Origin of the sequence: Sphingobacterium shayense (genome assembly GCF_013179575.1) — a bacterium.
Lineage (GTDB): Bacteria > Bacteroidota > Bacteroidia > Sphingobacteriales > Sphingobacteriaceae > Sphingobacterium > Sphingobacterium shayense.
This window is the reverse complement of sequence record NZ_JABMCQ010000078.1, coordinates 1-18131: the sequence shown is the minus strand read 5'-3', so window position 1 is coordinate 18131 and position 18131 is coordinate 1. Positions and strand designations below refer to the sequence as shown.

13 protein-coding genes and 1 pseudogene are annotated in these 18131 nt (G+C 40.2%); 2 read left to right on the top strand and 12 right to left on the bottom strand.

From position 1 onward, the window contains the following. Positions 1-52 precede the first annotated feature (52 nt). Positions 53-529, top strand: coding sequence for a hypothetical protein (locus tag HP439_RS10735; protein WP_172390339.1), 477 nt, complete (start codon positions 53-55; stop codon positions 527-529). A gap of 134 nt (positions 530-663) precedes the next feature. Here the strand turns inward: HP439_RS10735 and HP439_RS10730 are convergent, their stop codons facing one another. The 12 genes from HP439_RS10730 to HP439_RS10675 all read right to left on the bottom strand — a co-directional run bounded on the left by HP439_RS10730 (position 664) and on the right by HP439_RS10675 (position 17740). Next, on the bottom strand, positions 664-1194 hold the full coding sequence (locus HP439_RS10730; protein ID WP_172390338.1) for an NAD(P)H-dependent oxidoreductase: 531 nt from the start codon (positions 1192-1194) through the stop codon (positions 664-666). A 190-nt stretch (positions 1195-1384) separates the two neighbouring features. Further along, a complete protein-coding gene (locus HP439_RS10725) occupies positions 1385-2929 on the bottom strand; it encodes an efflux transporter outer membrane subunit (RefSeq protein ID WP_172390337.1) in 1545 nt (514 codons plus the stop codon). A 131-nt stretch (positions 2930-3060) separates the two neighbouring features. After that, positions 3061-6255: an efflux RND transporter permease subunit gene (locus HP439_RS10720; RefSeq protein WP_172390336.1), complete on the bottom strand. Its 3195-nt coding sequence runs from the start codon at positions 6253-6255 to the stop codon at positions 3061-3063. A 14-nt stretch (positions 6256-6269) separates the two neighbouring features. Next, positions 6270-7448, bottom strand: a complete 1179-nt coding sequence (locus tag HP439_RS10715) for an efflux RND transporter periplasmic adaptor subunit (protein WP_172390335.1) — start codon at positions 7446-7448, stop codon at positions 6270-6272. 88 nt (positions 7449-7536) lie between these two features. Continuing rightward, entirely contained in the window at positions 7537-8136 is a 600-nt protein-coding gene (locus HP439_RS10710; protein WP_172390334.1) for a TetR/AcrR family transcriptional regulator, read from the bottom strand. Between the two features lie 137 nt (positions 8137-8273). Continuing rightward, entirely contained in the window at positions 8274-9146 is an 873-nt protein-coding gene (locus HP439_RS10705; RefSeq protein ID WP_172390333.1) for a hypothetical protein, read from the bottom strand. Between the two features lie 69 nt (positions 9147-9215). Further along, positions 9216-10487 (bottom strand): hypothetical protein, encoded by a 1272-nt coding sequence (locus tag HP439_RS10700; RefSeq protein WP_172390332.1) that lies wholly within the window; start codon positions 10485-10487, stop codon positions 9216-9218. 6 nt (positions 10488-10493) lie between these two features. Further along, positions 10494-12491: a hypothetical protein gene (locus HP439_RS10695; protein WP_172390331.1), complete on the bottom strand. Its 1998-nt coding sequence runs from the start codon at positions 12489-12491 to the stop codon at positions 10494-10496. A 7-nt stretch (positions 12492-12498) separates the two neighbouring features. Further along, complete coding sequence (locus HP439_RS10690; protein WP_172390330.1) at positions 12499-13182, bottom strand: hypothetical protein; 684 nt, start codon at positions 13180-13182, stop codon at positions 12499-12501. Between the two features lie 167 nt (positions 13183-13349). Further along, on the bottom strand, positions 13350-13982 hold the full coding sequence (locus HP439_RS10685) for a response regulator transcription factor (protein WP_172390329.1): 633 nt from the start codon (positions 13980-13982) through the stop codon (positions 13350-13352). Further along, complete coding sequence (locus HP439_RS10680) at positions 13982-16228, bottom strand: sensor histidine kinase (protein ID WP_172390328.1); 2247 nt, start codon at positions 16226-16228, stop codon at positions 13982-13984. Before HP439_RS10680 ends, HP439_RS10685 begins: the two co-directional genes overlap by 1 nt. A 147-nt stretch (positions 16229-16375) precedes the next feature. Further along, on the bottom strand, positions 16376-17740 hold the full coding sequence (locus HP439_RS10675; RefSeq protein ID WP_172390327.1) for a WG repeat-containing protein: 1365 nt from the start codon (positions 17738-17740) through the stop codon (positions 16376-16378). 191 nt (positions 17741-17931) lie between these two features. Between HP439_RS10675 and HP439_RS10670 the strand changes: the two are divergent. Continuing rightward, positions 17932-18131: pseudogene (locus HP439_RS10670) on the top strand (alpha/beta hydrolase); the annotation flags it as partial.

The window sequence follows — 18131 nt, the reverse complement described above, 5'->3', positions numbered from 1 at the left end:
CTCCATTCCTCCCACAAGTTAAAGGTAGTGTGGGTTTATACGAGTTAATTTTATGAGAGATCTAAAAGAAATGAGTAAACGGATAAAAGGCTGGGGCATAGACGCCGATCCCCTAAATAATCCTACTTATCCTATGCGTAAAGACAATTCAGAAGATGATCAAAATTACGATGAACGACCTTTCCACCAGCGGCCCGTTACGGAGATATTGAAATCCAGCGAAAGGCCGTCTTTTTCGTATGTTGTAGGGGAAACCCTGCCTCCAAAAGGAATTAGTGGCAGGGTAAGACGTTATGCATTCCAGTATAGCGAATCCAGATACAGGCATTGGCTACCACTATTATTAGCGGACCGTATTAATGAAATAGAAGGAATTTTTAATGATTTCCGGCGGGGAAAGATTCCCAATATACTAAAAGAAAAAGGGCTGAGGGCGCGCTGGACTTATGATAGAACAACGCTTACAAAAGAAGCTCTGACTTTCTGCGTGGCTTGCGTGGGACTGTTTATACTGTTGAGACGACGTTGATGGATGAATTACTCTGTTATGCCTCTATAGCATGCAGAAAATATAATTAGGTCTGCCGAGAATATGGAAAATTCTCGAGCAGACCTTTTCAATTGAACTATTTTAATTTTTCATGGACGAAATATTAAAATTTCTTAAAGCTGATCAATATAACTTAGGTACTTCGGTACGCTATTTTCCACCCATTCATTAGTTACATTAGATTCCATGCCATAGTACGCAAATGGAGCCTTATAATCGGCTTTTACGTACTCAAAGGTCAATTCGAAGGGACGTGTAAGATCGGTTAGCGTGTATTTAGAGCTTCCTCCTGGGCCAAGTTCATCCTCGTCCACTCCTGCAGATATTGCTAGCGCTATTTTTTTATCACCTACTTTATATCCGCTTTTGCTGCCATAAGCCCATCCGTAGGTAAGTACCTCATCAAACCATTTTTTTAAAAGGGGAGGACTGCTGAACCAATAAAGAGGAAACTGCAGTATAATTTTATCATACTTTTCGATAAGTTTTTGCTCTTTTTCCACATCTATTTTTTCATCTGGATACGCTAAGTACAACTGATGGACATCATATTTTTTGGGATGTTTTTCTAATTCTTGTATCCACCTTTTATTGATAACCGACGCTTCGATGTTCGGATGGGTGACGATAATTAGTGTTTTCATTTTCAATGATTAAAGTATTATTAATGATTTTTTCTAAAGTAAAACAGTATTCGTATGCTGTGTGTTCGATTGGGCCGATGCAAACGCTTCACCGGCCCGAATCAAAACCAAACTAAACACTTGTTTCAAAATTTTCGTAATCTATGTTCCGATATATATAGAGAGCTCCTCGGCCCTTTTTATATATAACCTAATGTTTTGCTTCTGCAATTTTAGGGGAAGCTTGTTGTTTCACAAGGATGCTACTATCTTGGGCACCCTGCTCGATATTAGCTTTTTTATCGTCTGTTTCTTCGGAAACCCCGGAGCCCCAGCCTCCGCCAAGCGAACGATAAAGATCTACAATGGCTGTAAGCTCATCTTTTTTTATCTGTGCAAGTTGAAGTTCGGTTTGTAATACATTACTCTGCGCACTGATGACCTCTAAATAATTTGCTGAACCTGTTTCGAAAAGGATATCGGCATGTTTGCTTGCCTGGCGGAGTCTCTGGGTCCGTTTATCGGCGATCTGGTACCGTTCTTTTAATTTTTGTATCGAGACTAACGCATCAGACACTTCGCCCACAGCCACGATAAAGGACTGCTGGAACAGAGTTACACTTTTAGCTCCTTCAATTTGACGGAGCTCATATTGCGTTTTTAGCGCTCTCCTTTGGAATATAGGCTGTGTTAGAGATCCGGCTACAGAGCCAAATAGTGCACCCGGTAAATTAAACCAGTTACTGGTCTTCAGCGCATTAACACCCGCCTCTGCACTAATAATAAGCGAAGGATACATCTGGGCTTTAGCTGATTGTGTATATGCCATATTAGCAAGCACTGCGAGCTCGGCTTGTTTAACGTCTGGACGATGACGAAGTAATTCCGCAGGTACGCCGCCTAGAAGATTTTCCGGCAAACTAATATCATCCAATGATTCTGCTATCTTGATTTCCTGCGGTAGATGACCGCTCAAAACCTGTAATGCATTTTCTTGCAGGTAAATTTGCTGTTGAAATTCGGGAATGAGACTTTCTGCTGCTAATTTTTGTGCATGCACCTGTTCGAGCGCCAGCAAGTTGGCTTCGCCGACTTCATACTGTTGCTGCACTACGTTTAGCGTGTTACTACTCAGGTCTAAATTTAATCGCGCGATTTCCATTAATTCATAAAGTAGGAGCAGCTGATAATACCCCTTAGCCACCTGTGAAACAACCTGTGTCTGAACCACCTTTTTTGCCTCTTCGGTTTGCAGATACTCGGCTAGGGCGCCTCGATTTTGATTTTTGACTTTACCCCATAAATCGACCTCCCAAGCAAGTCCGACAGATGCCGAATAATCCTCGATGTGGTTGCTTCCTAGAATCTGCCCCAGATTCAACCCATTCATACTGTAATTTGAAGGGTTTGTGCTACTAACTCCTGCTCGAGCTGATATCTCCGGCAAATAGCCGGCTTTGGCTTGCTTTAATAGCAATTGCGACGCTTCTATGTTCTTTACTGCAAGCTGCATGTCCACATTATAGGTAATAGCGCTGTCAATTAATTTAACCAATGTCGGGTTCTTAAAGAAGTTTTTCCATGGAACAGAACCGATACTAAGCGCTGTGCTGTCACCCAGGGTTTGCTGAGCATGCCGATATTCCTCTGGCAGGGTGGGGATGTGCTGCTTAGTGTCAGCTAGCTCGGTGGTTTTACAAGATCCGAGTAACGTAACTATAGCAAGTACACCCAATAATTTTGATTTATAGTTCATACTAATCTTTAATTAACAGATGTTTCCATCGTCATTGTTCATATTTTGATTTTCTTGTCATTCAGCAATTCTTTCAGAAATGCTTTAAATAGGACATTCCTAAAGAGCTGAATGTGACAATATTTTTATCGTTAATTATTTTCAACGGCCATCTCCACGTGGTTGGATTTAAAACCTTTTTCTTTATGTTTCTCGTGCTGCCGCTTATTACTTACCTTTTCGTGTAAAAATTGAAACACGATAAATAGGACAGGGATAATCAGCACACCTAACACCACACCACTGAGCATTCCGCCCGCCGCCGCAATACTTATTGAGTGGTTACCCTGCGCTGAAGGACCAATTGCGCGCATCATTGGAATCATGCCTACAATAAATGCAAGTGAGGTCATGATGATGGGCCGTAAACGTAACCTCGCGGCTTGTAAAGCGGCTCGTGTAATAGGTAATCCTCTACTACGTGCCTGAATAGCGAATTCCACGATAAGAATTGCGTTTTTCGCCAGTAGACCGATAAGCATAACCAAAGCTACCTGAACATAAATGTTGTTCGAGATACCTGTAATGCCAATTGCTGCAAAGACACCAAACACCCCGGTAGGTATACTGAGTATTACGGCAAGAGGAATGATATAGCTTTCATATTGCGCAGCCATTAAGAAATACACAAACACAAGACAAAGAGTAAAGATCAGAGTAGATTGACCTCCCGACACAATTTCTTCTTTTGTCATACCAGAAAATTCATAGGTGAATCCACTTGGAAGCTGTGTTTTTGCAACCTCTTCAACCGCTCGAATTGCATCTCCGGAACTAAAACCCTTATTGGGAATCGCGTTTATACCAATGGAATTAAACAGATTATATCTGGATGCAGTTTCCGGACCGTAAACACGCTGCAAATTTACAAGCGTATTTATTGGTACCATGTCACCCGTACGGTTTTTAACATACACACCATCCAGATTAGAAGGGTCCGTACGTTCTCCTGCTTCAGCTTGCATAACAACACGGTAGTACTTACCAAACCGATTGAAATCAGAAGCTTGCATACTTCCAAAATAGCCTTGCATTGTTTGTAGAATACTCTTTGTACTTACTCCTAACTGTTCTGCCTTGACATCGTCCACTTCGAGTTCGTATTGTGGATAGTCCGTTTTGAAAGTCGAGAAGGCCATCATGATCTCCGGCCTTTTCATCAATTCACCAATGAATTGTTGTCCGATTCCACTGAACTTATCCAGGGAGCCGCTCGTACGGTCCTGGAGGACCATATCTAACCCGTCAACATTACTGAACCCCGGAACAGTAGGGAAGGTAAAGACGAAGAAGTTTGCTCCTTTGATAGTTGACAGACTTTGGTTTACTTCCCCCATAATGGCATTAATATCTTTTACTTCCCCCCGATCGGCGTGCGGTTTGAGAAGGATGAAGGCAACACCAGAAGAAGGGCTCGTAGCCTGAGTTAAGATGTTAAAACCAGCAATAATATTTAAGGTTTTTGTGTACGGCGCTTCTTGCAACTGTCTTTCCACCTCTTCTAATGCGGCTGAGGTACGGTCCAACGATGCTCCAGCAGGCATGTTTAGAGAAACAGCTATAAACCCCTGATCTTCAGATGGAATAAATCCAGTTGGTGTTCTTTGGATCATTATAACACTCCCTGCCACTATTAAAGCCAGCGCGCTGAACGCCACCCATTTGTAGCGGATAAGGAAGCGTAGGGAACCGATGTAGTTTTTTGTTAACCTTTCAAAACCAACATTGAAACCCGTGAAGAACTTTTCTTTGAAAGTTAATGGTTTCCTGTCAGCATGGTGGTGGTTAACAGGTTTTAAGAATAGTGCGCATAAAGCGGGACTAAGTGTTAATGCATTCACTGCCGATATTACTATGGCAATGGCTAAGGTAAAGGCAAACTGCCGGTAGAACACGCCTGTCGATCCTTCCATGAAACCTATCGGAAGGAAAACCGCAGACATCACAAAAGTTATTGATATAATTGCACCTGTAATTTCACTCATTGCTGAAGTGGTAGCCTGTTTTGGTGGTAAGCCCGTTTGCTCCATCTTTGCATGAACGGCTTCTACAACGACTATCGCGTCATCGACGACAATTCCGATCGCAAGCACCAGAGCGAATAATGTTAACAGATTGATTGAAAACCCGAAAAGTTGCATAAAGAAGAACGTTCCAACGATAGCCACGGGTACAGCGATAGCAGGTATTAATGTAGAACGGAAGTCTTGTAAGAATATAAATACGACTAAGAATACAAGGATAAATGCCTCAATAAGTGTCGTTTTCACTTGATCAATGGACTGGTCAAGCGCATCTTTTGTGTTATAAAGTATTAAATGTTTTAATCCAGGAGGGAAGTCTGCAGACGAGCGGTCTAAAAACTCCTGAATAGCTATTTGGATTTCATTGGCATTCGACCCTGCTAATTGCATGATACCGATATTTACCCCCACTTTCCCGTTGATACGGGTTTCACTGCCATAAGTATACGCGCCCAGTTCAACTCGTGCAACATCCTTAAGGCGTAGAAATGACCCATCACTATTCGATCGAATGATGATATTTCCGTAATCTTCGGGTTGGTTAAGCTTTCCTTTGTATTTGATGACGAATTCGAAAGCTTCCTTGCTGCTTTCTCCGAATTTTCCTGGAGCGGCTTCTAAATTTTTGTCTTGTATAGCAGACATAACTTCCGCTGGCGTAAGCTTATAGGACGCCATTTGATTGGGATTCAGCCACACCCGCATTGAATAATCTTTACTTCCGCCGAATATCACGGCCTGACCTACGCCAGGAATACGCTTGAGCTCGGGAATAATATTTATTTGGGCGTAGTTGGTAATAAAAGTTTGATCGTATTTGTTTACCTCGTCAGTATACAGATCCGCCACCATGATCAGGCTGTTTTGTTGCTTAGCGGTCGTGATTCCAGCCTGCACAACCTCAACAGGTAGTTGGCTGGTAGCTTGTGATACACGGTTCTGTACGTTTACTGCTGCCTGATCAGGATCGGTACCGAGTTTAAAATATACGGTTATAGTTAAAGATCCATCATTACTCGCGGTGGAGCTCATGTAGCTCATATTCTCTACACCGTTGATAGATTCTTCTAGCGACGGAGCTACTGCCCGTAAGACGGTCTCTGCATTTGCACCGGGATACAAAGCCATTACTTGAACAGCAGGAGGGGCAATGTCAGGGAACTGTTGGAGGGGTAGTTTTATTATACCTATAATTCCAAGTATCACCACGAGTATTGAGATAACGGTGGCGAGAACCGGTTTTTCTATAAATTTTTGAAACATCTGTGTCGTATTGTTTAAAGTATACTATCTTTTGCTAGCGGTTGTGGTGTAATTATTTGTCCGTCTTGTAGTAAGTCGATGCCCTTGTAGACAATTCTGTCGCCTGCCTTCAAACCAGATTCGACAAGATAATTTTCACCGCTTTTAGCTATAACTTGAATAGATTGCTGGGAAACTTTATTATCTTTTCCCACGGTAAAAACGAAAATTTTGTCCTGTATTTCACGGGTAGCCATCTGCGGAACAAGAATCGCCTGTGCGTACTTCTTCTGTAGGACAATTCGCCCTGTATTTCCGCTACGTAACACGCCTTGTGGATTGTCAAATGTTGCGCGCAAGGTAATAGCCGCTGTATTTTTATCGAATTGACCATCGACCATATCAACCTTACCTTGATGTTCATAGGTTTTTTCGTCCGAAAGTAATAGACTCACCGAAGGAAGGTTGTTAAGTTTCTCTTGCAATGTCTTTCCAGGCGTTGCGTTCTTAAAAGCGATAAAATCATTTTCGGCTAATGAAAAATATACATGTAGTTTTTCCACATTGGACAGAACCGTTAAAGGTTGTGGGTCGGCTGTCGTAATAAGGCTTCCCTGTTTTTTCTCCAACCGGCCGATATAACCGTTACTGGTAGCACGGATTGACGTATAGTTTACATTAATTTTCGCGGATTCCACGGCCGATTTTGCTTGTTCCACACGTGCCTTCGCTGCGGCCCTTTCGGCCTGAGCCGCTCTCAGCTGGTAGTCCGTGACGATCTTGTTGTCAACTAAACGGGTCTTCTTTTCGACTTCAAGTTCTGCGTTTTGGAGGTCTGCCTGTGCTGATAAAAGGTTTGCTTTGGCTTGATTCAATTGTTCTTGGTAGGGAAGGTCATTTATTTTAAAAAGTAGTTGACCCGCAACCACTTTAGAACCTTCGTCGACATAAATTTTCTCTAGTATTCCAGCGACTTGTGCGCGGATTTCGATATTTGCCGAAGCTTCGATACTTGCCGGGTATTTTTGGTGAATCGTTTGATCCTCGCTTTCAATTGCTACTACCGGTAAACCCGCTGGGACAGCTACGGCTTCCTTACCAGTGCTAGAAGCGCAGCTGTATAGCAGTAATGGACCGAAAAACAACAAATATTTAACGATACTAAATAATTTAACAGTGTTAAATGAACGGGGTGAAGAATTGTTAGATTGCATGTTACTTTTAGTTTTGATGATTATTAGATTGATATTAAATTTAACAGTGTTAAATTATTAAACACTGTATTTGTGCGTTTAAAAAATTTTAGTCTGTAAGTGTACGTGTGATACCGGAGATAGCGTCCTTCAAAACTTCCTGATTGGTTATTTCACCGTTTCCTTGGTTGACTATGTTGATTGAAATTAGGCCATGGATCACTGACCAAAAGGTGAAATATTTACGACACACGGTCTCCTGATCTCCATTTCGTTCTTTAATGATTTGACTTATAACATCGTTGATAAGTGTTCTATGTGACATAATTACGTCGTCATCGCAGTTGTTTGCACAACATTGTGTTCCTACGCCAAACATAAGTTGATAAAGCTCTTTCTCCTGAAACGCGAAATCCCAATAACTAAACCACATGGCTTCGAGCTGTTTCTCCAGAGTCGATTCACCTGCTTTCGCTCGTTTAATTTGTTTTGCTAAAAGGCGGAAACCTTGCTTTGAAAGCTCATTAAGAATTGCCTCTTTGTTCGCAAAATATTCGTAAATCATGGGAGCTGTATATTCAATAATATCCGCAATTTTACGCATACTAAGCGACTGCCACCCTTCTTTCTTAACGATCTCAAGGGATGCGTTCAGAATATTAATTCTGTTCTCATCTTTTAGTCTTTGTATACGTTCTTTACTTCCCATTCACTAATTAGTATAAAACTATTTAACAACGTTAAGCAAAAGTGCAGGTTTTTTTTAAAAGTATTGACACGAAAAAGTCATTTACGAAATTTAGGCGGCTAAATAAATTTGAAGAAGCGAATAGACATTGTCCGAAATTATTGCATAGTGATAATTTCACGTAGCTGATGTCCGTCCCAGCTATAGATTTGCTGACTGAATGATTCTTCAAACCTCGGGGTTTCGGGGTCATTAGCTATATTCTCTCCGACAATTTTGTTTTTTAATATAGTAGAGGGATCTTCTTGGTGTTCCGCGGGGAAGAGAATACTTTCTTCGATGAAAAATACACCAGCGTCCGAAAGATTCATCCTATCGGGAAAACGAATTAGAGTTGTTCCGTTCCAAGCGAAATAATAATAAAGCGTAGGGATACCACACGCTTCGCTAAGAAATGTAATACGATGAATATTTGAAATGTTTTTAAGACCCATGGCGGGCAATAATTTCGTTTGAACCCCCGTTTGTCCATCTATGTCCGCTTGAAAGCTTTCTTTTGCAATAAGCTTCTCATGCTTATCAAAAATTTTTAGTTCGGATTCGTAATATTGGCTACTGTAATCGGAAGACGAGTGAAACTTTTTTAAGCCATATATAAACGTGTCCTCATTTTGGTTGCTTGTACCGTTTAATGCCAATAAGCCAAGCCAAATATATCCATTTTGAACATGGGTGTCTTTCACATAAGTAATTTCATGCCATGGCGCATAAAAACCTCGAGCGATTGTACCGGAATATGCTTCGCTACTAATGACCACAGACGAACCGTGCGTAAGGGAATCAATGACCTGTGATTGGAGATTAGGGGAGTCACGAATATAGGCAACCTCGGCAAAAATGTAGGCAGTATCCGATTTCTGAAAGTTCCACAAATTAAACTGTTCATCGAGCGCAAACGCTGCGGGCGCTTGTTGCGCGAAGTTGGAAAGAATTAAACCAGAAAAGATGAATAGCAGGGCATATCGTTTCATTTCTTTAATTTAATAGTGTGCGGTAAAAAATAAATATAAGCCTCCTGTTTCACGCAAGGCGAGGAAAGGTCATTGACCGTAAAGAATCTCTCCTTTTATCGAAAGTGTACGTTTATTTTTCTTTTGAGTGATAATTCTCGCCTTCAGATTATGCGCTTTGAGCGTCTTAAATAAAGAAATATCCCACTGTCCTGGCCAGGTTTGAAAATCGACAAAGCAATAGAATGGAAAAGGTGTTTCTTTACTCGACACTGAGGTTGTCAAAGAGTCTAGGGTTGAATTTACGAAATACGTACCGCGATCTTCTTTATGGAACCTATAAAACATCTTATCCGGCAAAGAGGCTTGCAACACTTCTTTACATTTCCATGCATGTACAATGTTTGGAACATTATGCTGTTGTACTTGGAGCTCTTCAAGCGCATTGAATTCATCGTCATATGTGTATATAATAGATGAATCGTTTTGAACAACAGAATCGCTTTTTACTTGTAAATCAAAATAGTTACCATAGTTGGAGTCGAGCTGTTGACGATCTAGTCCAGTGTATTTCTGCATCAGATATGCGAGTATCGGAGTCTCTTGAAGCGGTAATATGCTCCAAAAAGTTAGGGTTTGTCTAAGTGTATCGATGTCCCGTACGATAACCTCATTGCCAAGTTCTTGTTTCAATCGCCAGGTGCCATTAAGTATGGTTCTGTTCTTTCCCACAGTAGCTTCCAATACGAACTCATCGTATTTTTGTACGTAGGAGAGGTGTTTTTTTGATTTTAGGTGTCCAAAGCCTTCAAGGGTCCCGATTTGTGACCAATTTTCAGGGTTCATTAGCAAAGTTTGTAAATTACTGAATCCCTCTTGTTCATCAAGACCTATCTGATAAATTAGATATTCATCGTTAAATATAACCTTAAGTCGCGCGTTCAAGTTGACACTGACAATTGATTTTTGTTTGTCAATGAAATTAATTTTATCGGGGTAATGGCTCGCGAAAAACGAAAAGCATTTAACGAAATTGTTTAGCGCCAATATACCATAAAACTGTCCATCCTGAGCGGGAAGACCGAATAAATATATTCGAGCCGGAAGTGGTATTCCGGCGTCGAATATAAAACTTTTAATCTGTTCACTGTCCGATTCTATTTCAGCTGACTTGCTCGATCTGGAAGAGAGATACCACAGGTTGTCCAATATCAAATCGTCAACTGCAATTGATAAAATGCTTGTGCTCGATTTACTGACGTACTGTTGGTCAGTGTTGTGTTGTCGAACTGTATATAGTGTCCAAATAGAACCAAAAATCAAAATTAACAGTATACCTATTATGATCGCGGTCTTTTTCATTCACAGTTAATTTTCGATGCTTCCATCTAGGTTTTCAATAACGTGTTTTAGCACATACTGGAGCGCATTTTTATCTGCTTTTGGAAGTTCTATTGACACCTCGCCATACACGCCATTTTTCCCCTTCATGTTAGACTTTAATTGAAGATCTCCATAAGTAGAGAGATCTTGCAAGGTTTGCTCCCAAGACGCTGTAACTGGGATTTCTAATTGACGGACAGCCTCAGGAATTTCAGAAGCGTGTACGATTAAATTGAGCTGGTTAGAAAAGATATCTTTCTTTACTTTGGCATTTCTACTAGATTTAAAGCGGTTTTCTTGAATTGCAGAAATCTGTTCAGCATCGCTACCTACAAACACAATATCTTTCTTGAAATAGATATAGATAGGATCCATATTGTTTGGCTTCTCGATGGTATAAATATCGTCGTCTAAAGTAACCTCTTGTTTGTTTATTCCTAGATCAAGTATTTTTTTGAACAATCGATGATCTTTCGAAGTGAACATCCATAGGAAGCTCGGAACGTACTGATCTTTCGTTTTTGTTACTTCTTGATATTCATAATTCTCATCGTACTCGTAGGTGATATATTCCTTTTCTACCTTCCTTAGATCGTTAAGGAAGAAAACGTCGTCCCCTCGCTTTATATTCCCGATCGCTTTTTCGTCTAATCCAATCTCTAAAGCTGTCGCAGCCAATTTCAAAAACTCACCATTTTCACCCAGCAAAGGGGCATACCAGCGGGAGATTAATCCTGGTAATTGTTTCAAATACCCCTCCGTACTGATATTAACGGATCCGTAGGCAAGATGATTTTCAGGAATGTATTGTTTGAATTTTTTATTCATTTTATTGGAATAAATCCCATCGAAAATTCGTGCAGTTTCAACGTCAAGTTGCGCGGTCCCTTGTATCTTAATGTTGTGTTTATCTTGGATTAGATCCAAGGTGGCGGACTGGTAACCGTATTTTAGATTTTTCATGTCCACACCGTAGGCAATTTTTACAATATCGTAGGGTAGTGCATCACTATATAGTTCATCCAGGTTCGAGATCCATACGCGGATTAGATGTTTATTATCTTTTAGTCTTACCGATTTGTTTTTAGCTAGATTGTCAGCCGGCTCCAAATAATCTGTGAAATCCTGGGATAACCAGTTTATCAACAATTCATTCTTAATGGAGTCGTTTTTTGCTTCCCGAGCCTGATATGCTAAAGTGGAGGAGTCCGGTTCGTCATCCCAGAGATAAGAAACGTCGTCCTCAGGTGCCGCATCTACATAATCTTCGACATCTTCAAGTGTATCAGTGGTTACCGTATCGGGAGTAGCAGATTCCCAAGCAGATACAGAATCCACTGGGGCTGTTACCGTATCCTCATCAAAGTCAATTTCCGTCCAGGTAGCATCGGCGCTATCTGCCAAAACGTAAGCATCGGTGCCCGAATAGTCGTTATTCCATGTAGACGTTGTAGCATTGTCTAATTCAATGTTGTAGCGGTTCGCTATCGCTACATTATCAAAATAATCACTATGTAGGTCTCCAGTTAAGACGAGTACAGATTCATCGTTCCAAGCTGCGTGAGTTTTACCATCACTCGAAACTCTTCTTTGATATCCTTTGGTTTCAGGTAGTTCCTGAAAATTGGGAAACATTTTTTGACCAACCTGTTGGTTAGCTTTTAACGGAAGTAGTATACCCACATAATACAAACTATCGTTACTGGTTCTGTATATAAATGCTTGCCGATCCAAGTCAATGTCTGATTCTATCAAGTTTTCGGGCATATAATTAACCCCATCGGTTGCCTGTTTGTCAAAAGCACCTAATTTCGTTAACGTCTCATTCAGGAGCTCCATCGAGCTGTGCTCCACAATAGCTTTACTATTAATAGAAACCACAAATTGCGCGTCCTTGGGTATTTTGCTGGTCAACTCCTGCGCATTTGCCGTGATTGTAGAAAATGTCGGTATCGCTAAGAAGGCTAAAACTTTTATATTCATATTATCGTTAATTGTTTAAAGTTATGGTATTTGCGAGCGTAGCTTTGCCGCTCACCAGATCGGTTGCTTTTAGTTTCAAGAATACGGCTCTGGCATTACTAGATACCTTTGCATTGACATGCTTTTGAGATTTTACTGATTTGTTAAATCGGATAATCTGGGTATAGTAGGCGTCATCAAAATATTTCTTATCGTTTTGTGAAATCTTCGCGTATTCTTTGCCTATCGAAGCTGAATAAGTGTATGATCGGGTGAACGTGCCTGCTTTTATATTATAGTGATAACTGTTGTTATTACCCAGTGAGCTCTTAAAATGTGTTCCTAAAGCCTTGCTGAAAGCGTTCAAGGCATTAATTGAAGTGAAGCTACAAGAGACACTGGCGATATAGTTATTGAAATCTAGGCTGTATTGTACTTGACTAATACCCTCGGTGCTTTTCAAAATACGTATCATATCTTCGGTCTGCGATTTTATCTCTTCTTTGGTTGGGATTTTAATACCGTTGACACTTTTTAATTTCATCAACGAAGCAACTTTTGTGCTGCTTTTACTCAGATTCAGCGTTGCCTTAATCGTACCCGATCCGTTATCTTTTAGGTTGATATCTTCAACGAAGTCAAAGCAGCTCGTGAGTAAGCAGCACGCGAAAATCAGGCTTAAAAGCCGAAAAAATATTTTAATATTTTTCATTTTGTGATTTTTAATATATCAAATGAAACAAACTCGTTTCAAAATCTGGTTACTTTCGACGTATTAATATGTTCAAAAAGTGCAGATAGAAATCAAATGGTTCGCCAAAGGTAAAAAAAATTAAAAAATCGTGTTATCCCCGAAAGCAGTGGTTTTGCTTCTAAATCCTACTTGGCGAAAATCAGACCGTATTCAAAGGCCAGTTTAACGGCAGTACTCAGGTTCTTAGTCCCGAACTTCTCGATAAGATTCTTGCGATGACTCTCCACTGTATGTGGGCTTATAAATAGCTTCTCAGCAATTTGTGCTGTTGTTAGCCCTGTCGCAGCTTCTGATAGAACTTCTTTTTCCCTACGTGTTAATTTTGGAACGCGAGACAATCCATTCTTTTCCTTTTTTTCAAAAATGATTTTGGTTTGCGAGCATAGAAACCTTTTTCCTTGGACAATTTCATGGATACCAGTGATGATATCCACCACAGAGGTGTTTTTTTGAACATAGCCGCGCGCTCCCTCTAGCAGTGCGCTATTGATCACCGCGTATTCGTCGTGTACACTAATAATCATAATAGCCATTTTTGGATATTTCGATTTTAGCGGTTTTATGAGCTCAACGCTATTGGCATCTGGCAGGTTTATATCCAAAAGGAGAACATCAACGGGCGAATTCACAAGCGCTGCGTGCATCGTTTTAGCGTCAGGAAAGTATCCCACAACTTCAAAAGAATCTTCTTTGGAAAGAATATTTTTCAACCCCTCAAGCAAAAGAGGATGATCATCGGTGATTGCGATTTTTATCATTAAACATTAGTTTTAGGAAATGAAATTTCTACACTGGTTCCTACTTGTGGTTGCGATTGTAAATGGAACGTGCCTTTTAGAAAATCTATTCTCGTTTGAATATTAATCAAGCCTGCTGAATTATTGCCTTTGGCTGCCGTAACGTCAAATCCCACGCCGTCATCCTCAACAGTAATTAAATAATTTTCAGCTTCCTCGATAAATTGAATAATGATCTGACTGGGAACGGCGTGTTTAATAGCGTTATTTACAAGCTCTTGAATAATTCGGTAAACTAAAAGTTGCCTTTCTTTTTCTAGCGCCCCCCTATAATGTAAGAATTGAACATCGATATCAAGCTGGTCATGGGACATCCTAATAGCGTAATCCTGTATAGCTTCTCGCACCCCAAATTTATGCAATAAATCAGGCATAAGGTTATGTGCTACCTTGCGAAGTTCCTCTACTGCAATATCGAGTTGCGCTAAAGGCTTTTGCAGATCATCCTGATTGGGGGTGTTAAGTGTCGATAAACTGATTTTTGTACTGGAAAGTAGACCACCTAAACCGTCGTGAAGATCTCGTGCCATTCGTCCCCGCTCTAATTCTTGTCCTTCTAACATTGCCATAAGCGTCGAGACCTTGGCCTTTTGCCGTTCTTTGTCTAGCGTCACATTGTAGAGTTCTCTGTTTTGTCGCAGACGCTCGGAGCGTTGATTATAAGCATACAGAAGAAGTAATAACAGGAGAATGAACACGAATATTAAACTAATATAATAGTCGTTTATTTTTTCTTTGTAGGAAATCTCATTCTTGTAGTTAACGATATCTTGTGTGCGGCTTTCGGTTTCAAGTCTGGATAATCTGAGTTCCTGCGAACGCTTTTCGGACTCTAGTTCAGAAAGGGCAAGCTGTTTCCTTTGGTTCTCTTCAAGCAACTTCAGATTCTCAAACTCTTGCTGCTGCTGCAAGCTAATTGAGTGCATTAAACTAAGTTGCTGTTCTTTTTTATCAGACTCAAGCTGCATATTCACAAGTTGCTGACGTTGACGTTCTTTCTCGAATTGAGCTTCCAGTCTTTTACCTAGCTCAAGTTGATCTTGATCATATATGGTTTTAAACGTTTCCATATACGCTTTGTGATATTTAAGGGCTTCGGTTAGGTTACCCTCATTTTCAGTGATCTCTGAGAGGCTTTCATAAATACTTAAAACAATATTTTGATCGGTAACAGAACTTTTGGACACTTCCAATAAAGCGTTTAATAGGTAACTTTTAGCAAGTTCTGTGTCACTATTCTTAAGAGCTATTTCTGCCATTATACCGAATGCGGACGCGACATGCGTATATTGTTCCGTTGCCACAGCTTGTGTTTTTGCTAGCTCAGCGTAATAGAGTGCCTTTTTTTGATAGCTCCGGGGATAAAAACTGAAATATAGATACGCCAAATTGTTGGCAACAAAAGAGAGATTAGACGGAAAAGGAATATGACGTTTATTTGCTTCATACGTCTGAATCGCTTGTAAATAATATTTCTCCGCTTTATTGCGGATTTTTTGGTCGGTCTGCTTCCCTAAATACTGTTGCTCGTACATGTAACCCATTAACATATAGGCGTCGAATATAGCAATTGGATCGCCTTGTGTGACGGCTAAATCTAGGGCCAGTAAGCTATATTTTTCTTGCAGTTCATATTCTTTCCAGTTGGCGTAGATCGAAGTCATCTCTTTGTAAACGGATGATTTTCGTGTATTTAAGGTGGGGGATGGCGGTGCTTTTTCGAAATGATTAACCGCCTGGATAAAGCTTCTTATGGCCTCGCCCTCTTGGTTGTCACGTGTTAAAATCCAACCCTCACAGTAAGAAACATATCCCTTAATTTCTATGTCTTTAGATTTCTGTGCATATTGTATCGCTTTTCTCAAGTTTAGACTTGATTCATCCTTGCGGTCAGACAGCCGGTTGTTCATTGCGGCTATCGCATATAAATTCGCGGCATACTTGCCATCAGGTTGCCGAATAGCAATTTGCAGGTTTTCTTCGAGTATATCGGATGCTTTGTCTTCCTGTTGATGGAAATACAGCGCTGCGATATATTTATTCGCTACCGCCAATCTAGCAGGATTGGAAGAGGCAATAAGATCGTACTGAGATTTTAGATTTTCCAAGACCTCTTGTGCCGAAGCGTAACTTATCAAAAATGAAAAAACTAGACTACAAAATGTATAACCTAGAATTCGTTTGAAGCACTTTATGCTTTTTCTCATTTGTTCCAAAAATCCAGTAATCAAACACTGCGAAGTTATCTTTTTTAAAACAATTTTTCCGAATTTATAACGGTTTGGAATGCCGTTCAGTCATGCGGTATCGTGAGATAATCGTTAAACATCGGTAAATTAAAGTTTCGCTGAAAACTAGTTCTGTATCAACTCTCCGGTTTTTTCCCCTTCAGCGTTGATATAGTAGTAGTTTTCATAATCCTCATCCTCCGAAACTATTGCGGAACCGTTATCAAACGGCATCGCGTAGGTATACTTAAACGGGATCTCAATTTTACCCAGTGCATTTATATATCCGTATTTATCGTTTTTCTTGGCAACAAAGATGTTTCCGTCAATCGGCAATGATAGGTACTCATAGCCCTTCGCTAATTCTTTGTTTTCCTCCATCGAATGTAAAGTGTAGGCTTCACCATCGATTGTAATGAAATAGTCGCCGTTATATTCCATAACGACCTCGTACTGTGCAGGGATTATGGTTTCACCACGTTCGTTCATGAATCCTGATTTACCTTCGATCGCAAATTGGATGATACCCTGATGGGGAAATGTTACGATCTCATATTTAGCTTCGATGAATAGTTCGCCGTTACCATGTAGTAGTCCATACTGTCCATTTTCAAGATACTGTATTTTGTCTCCATCAACAGAAATATTTAGAAACTCGTATTTTAAAGGAATAACCTCATTTCCATCACGGTCTATCCCGCCATAATTTTCAGCAGTATCAGTTACGACAGAAATCTCTCCGACGAAATCGGAAATATTGACGTATTTCGGGTTCAATATAATGTTTCCTTGCCCGTCCTGTAAGCCATATAAATTATGCCCATCGTTGGCGTAAGTATATCGATCTTCGGCGACCATTATTTTTTCCTCGCCAACTGCCGCAGCGTCCCCACTTGATATTGCCGACGCATCTATTTGCTTGTAATTAGCGGGTATTTCGAACTTTGAAATAGGAAGTTCTTCTGAGGTTATGTTTTTAGCAACATAGCCATTTCCAGAAACGGTGATCGAAAGCGGCGCGCCGGGTAGTATTTTTAGGAAATTGAAATCTTTCCAGTATAAATTTGGTATTTGTGTTGTATACCATACTTCTATAGTGGATTCGGTGTTGTCACCATTGTCCATTGTAATGTTTGCAAGCTTGCAGGGGTATCCACCGATAATTTTTTCTTGTCCTTGTATATAATCAACCGGTATATTATCGTTTTCAACGCTTTCGTTCAGGATAATATATTCCTTTGCCTGCGACCCCACCAGATAGGTGAGATGTTTCTTCTTATATGTTATTTCAATATATTCTTCGTCTTTTGTATACGCGATCCGCGTATAATCGGCATTCACCCATGCTTTTAATTGTGTATCGTCAATTTGGTTTTCGGAATAATCCGTCCGGGTATAACCATAGTCAATCTGAAAGAATTTTGCAGACTGCGCGAATGTTGACACATTTGTCAGACAAACAACAGTAAAGGTTATTATTAATTTCATCATCGTCTTCGTTTTCAGTCTGCAAATATTCTCTTTTTGTACGATTCTTGTAATCCCTGTTTCTGGCTAATTTTTAATTGATACGCCCAGAGAGGCAAACTTCTAGGTATTAAAAAAAATTAAAAACAGTATCGACGGACAAAGGTTATATTCTAAGTATAACATCAATGACAATTATTTTAAATACATAAAGAATGGCACAACAATCAAAAATGATCGAAGCCGCGAAGGATGATCGTATCTCAAAAGAAACACGGGAATTTTTAGCAGATTTAAATAGTGGCGGAGGTGAGCCCTTAGAAACGTTGCCACCGGCGAAGGCACGTCAAGTCTTAATCGATGCGCAGGAATCGGTACAATTTGATTATTCCGATATTCAAGAGTCCGAACATTC

What these genes read in the sequence shown, in the direction of transcription:
- HP439_RS10715 (WP_172390335.1), bottom strand. Translation starts at nt 7,448, where the DNA reads ATGCAATCTAACAATTCTTCACCCCGTTCATTTAACACTGTTAAATTA.
- HP439_RS10710 (WP_172390334.1), bottom strand. Translation starts at nt 8,136, where the DNA reads ATGGGAAGTAAAGAACGTATACAAAGACTAAAAGATGAGAACAGAATT.
- HP439_RS10730 (WP_172390338.1), bottom strand. Translation starts at nt 1,194, where the DNA reads ATGAAAACACTAATTATCGTCACCCATCCGAACATCGAAGCGTCGGTT.
- HP439_RS10705 (WP_172390333.1), bottom strand. Translation starts at nt 9,146, where the DNA reads ATGAAACGATATGCCCTGCTATTCATCTTTTCTGGTTTAATTCTTTCC.
- HP439_RS10720 (WP_172390336.1), bottom strand. Translation starts at nt 6,255, where the DNA reads ATGTTTCAAAAATTTATAGAAAAACCGGTTCTCGCCACCGTTATCTCA.
- HP439_RS10700 (WP_172390332.1), bottom strand. Translation starts at nt 10,487, where the DNA reads ATGAAAAAGACCGCGATCATAATAGGTATACTGTTAATTTTGATTTTT.
- HP439_RS10695 (WP_172390331.1), bottom strand. Translation starts at nt 12,491, where the DNA reads ATGAATATAAAAGTTTTAGCCTTCTTAGCGATACCGACATTTTCTACA.
- HP439_RS10725 (WP_172390337.1), bottom strand. Translation starts at nt 2,929, where the DNA reads ATGAACTATAAATCAAAATTATTGGGTGTACTTGCTATAGTTACGTTA.
- HP439_RS10690 (WP_172390330.1), bottom strand. Translation starts at nt 13,182, where the DNA reads ATGAAAAATATTAAAATATTTTTTCGGCTTTTAAGCCTGATTTTCGCG.
- HP439_RS10680 (WP_172390328.1), bottom strand. Translation starts at nt 16,228, where the DNA reads ATGAGAAAAAGCATAAAGTGCTTCAAACGAATTCTAGGTTATACATTT.
- HP439_RS10675 (WP_172390327.1), bottom strand. Translation starts at nt 17,740, where the DNA reads ATGATGAAATTAATAATAACCTTTACTGTTGTTTGTCTGACAAATGTG.
- HP439_RS10735 (WP_172390339.1), top strand. Translation starts at nt 53, where the DNA reads ATGAGAGATCTAAAAGAAATGAGTAAACGGATAAAAGGCTGGGGCATA.
- HP439_RS10685 (WP_172390329.1), bottom strand. Translation starts at nt 13,982, where the DNA reads ATGATAAAAATCGCAATCACCGATGATCATCCTCTTTTGCTTGAGGGG.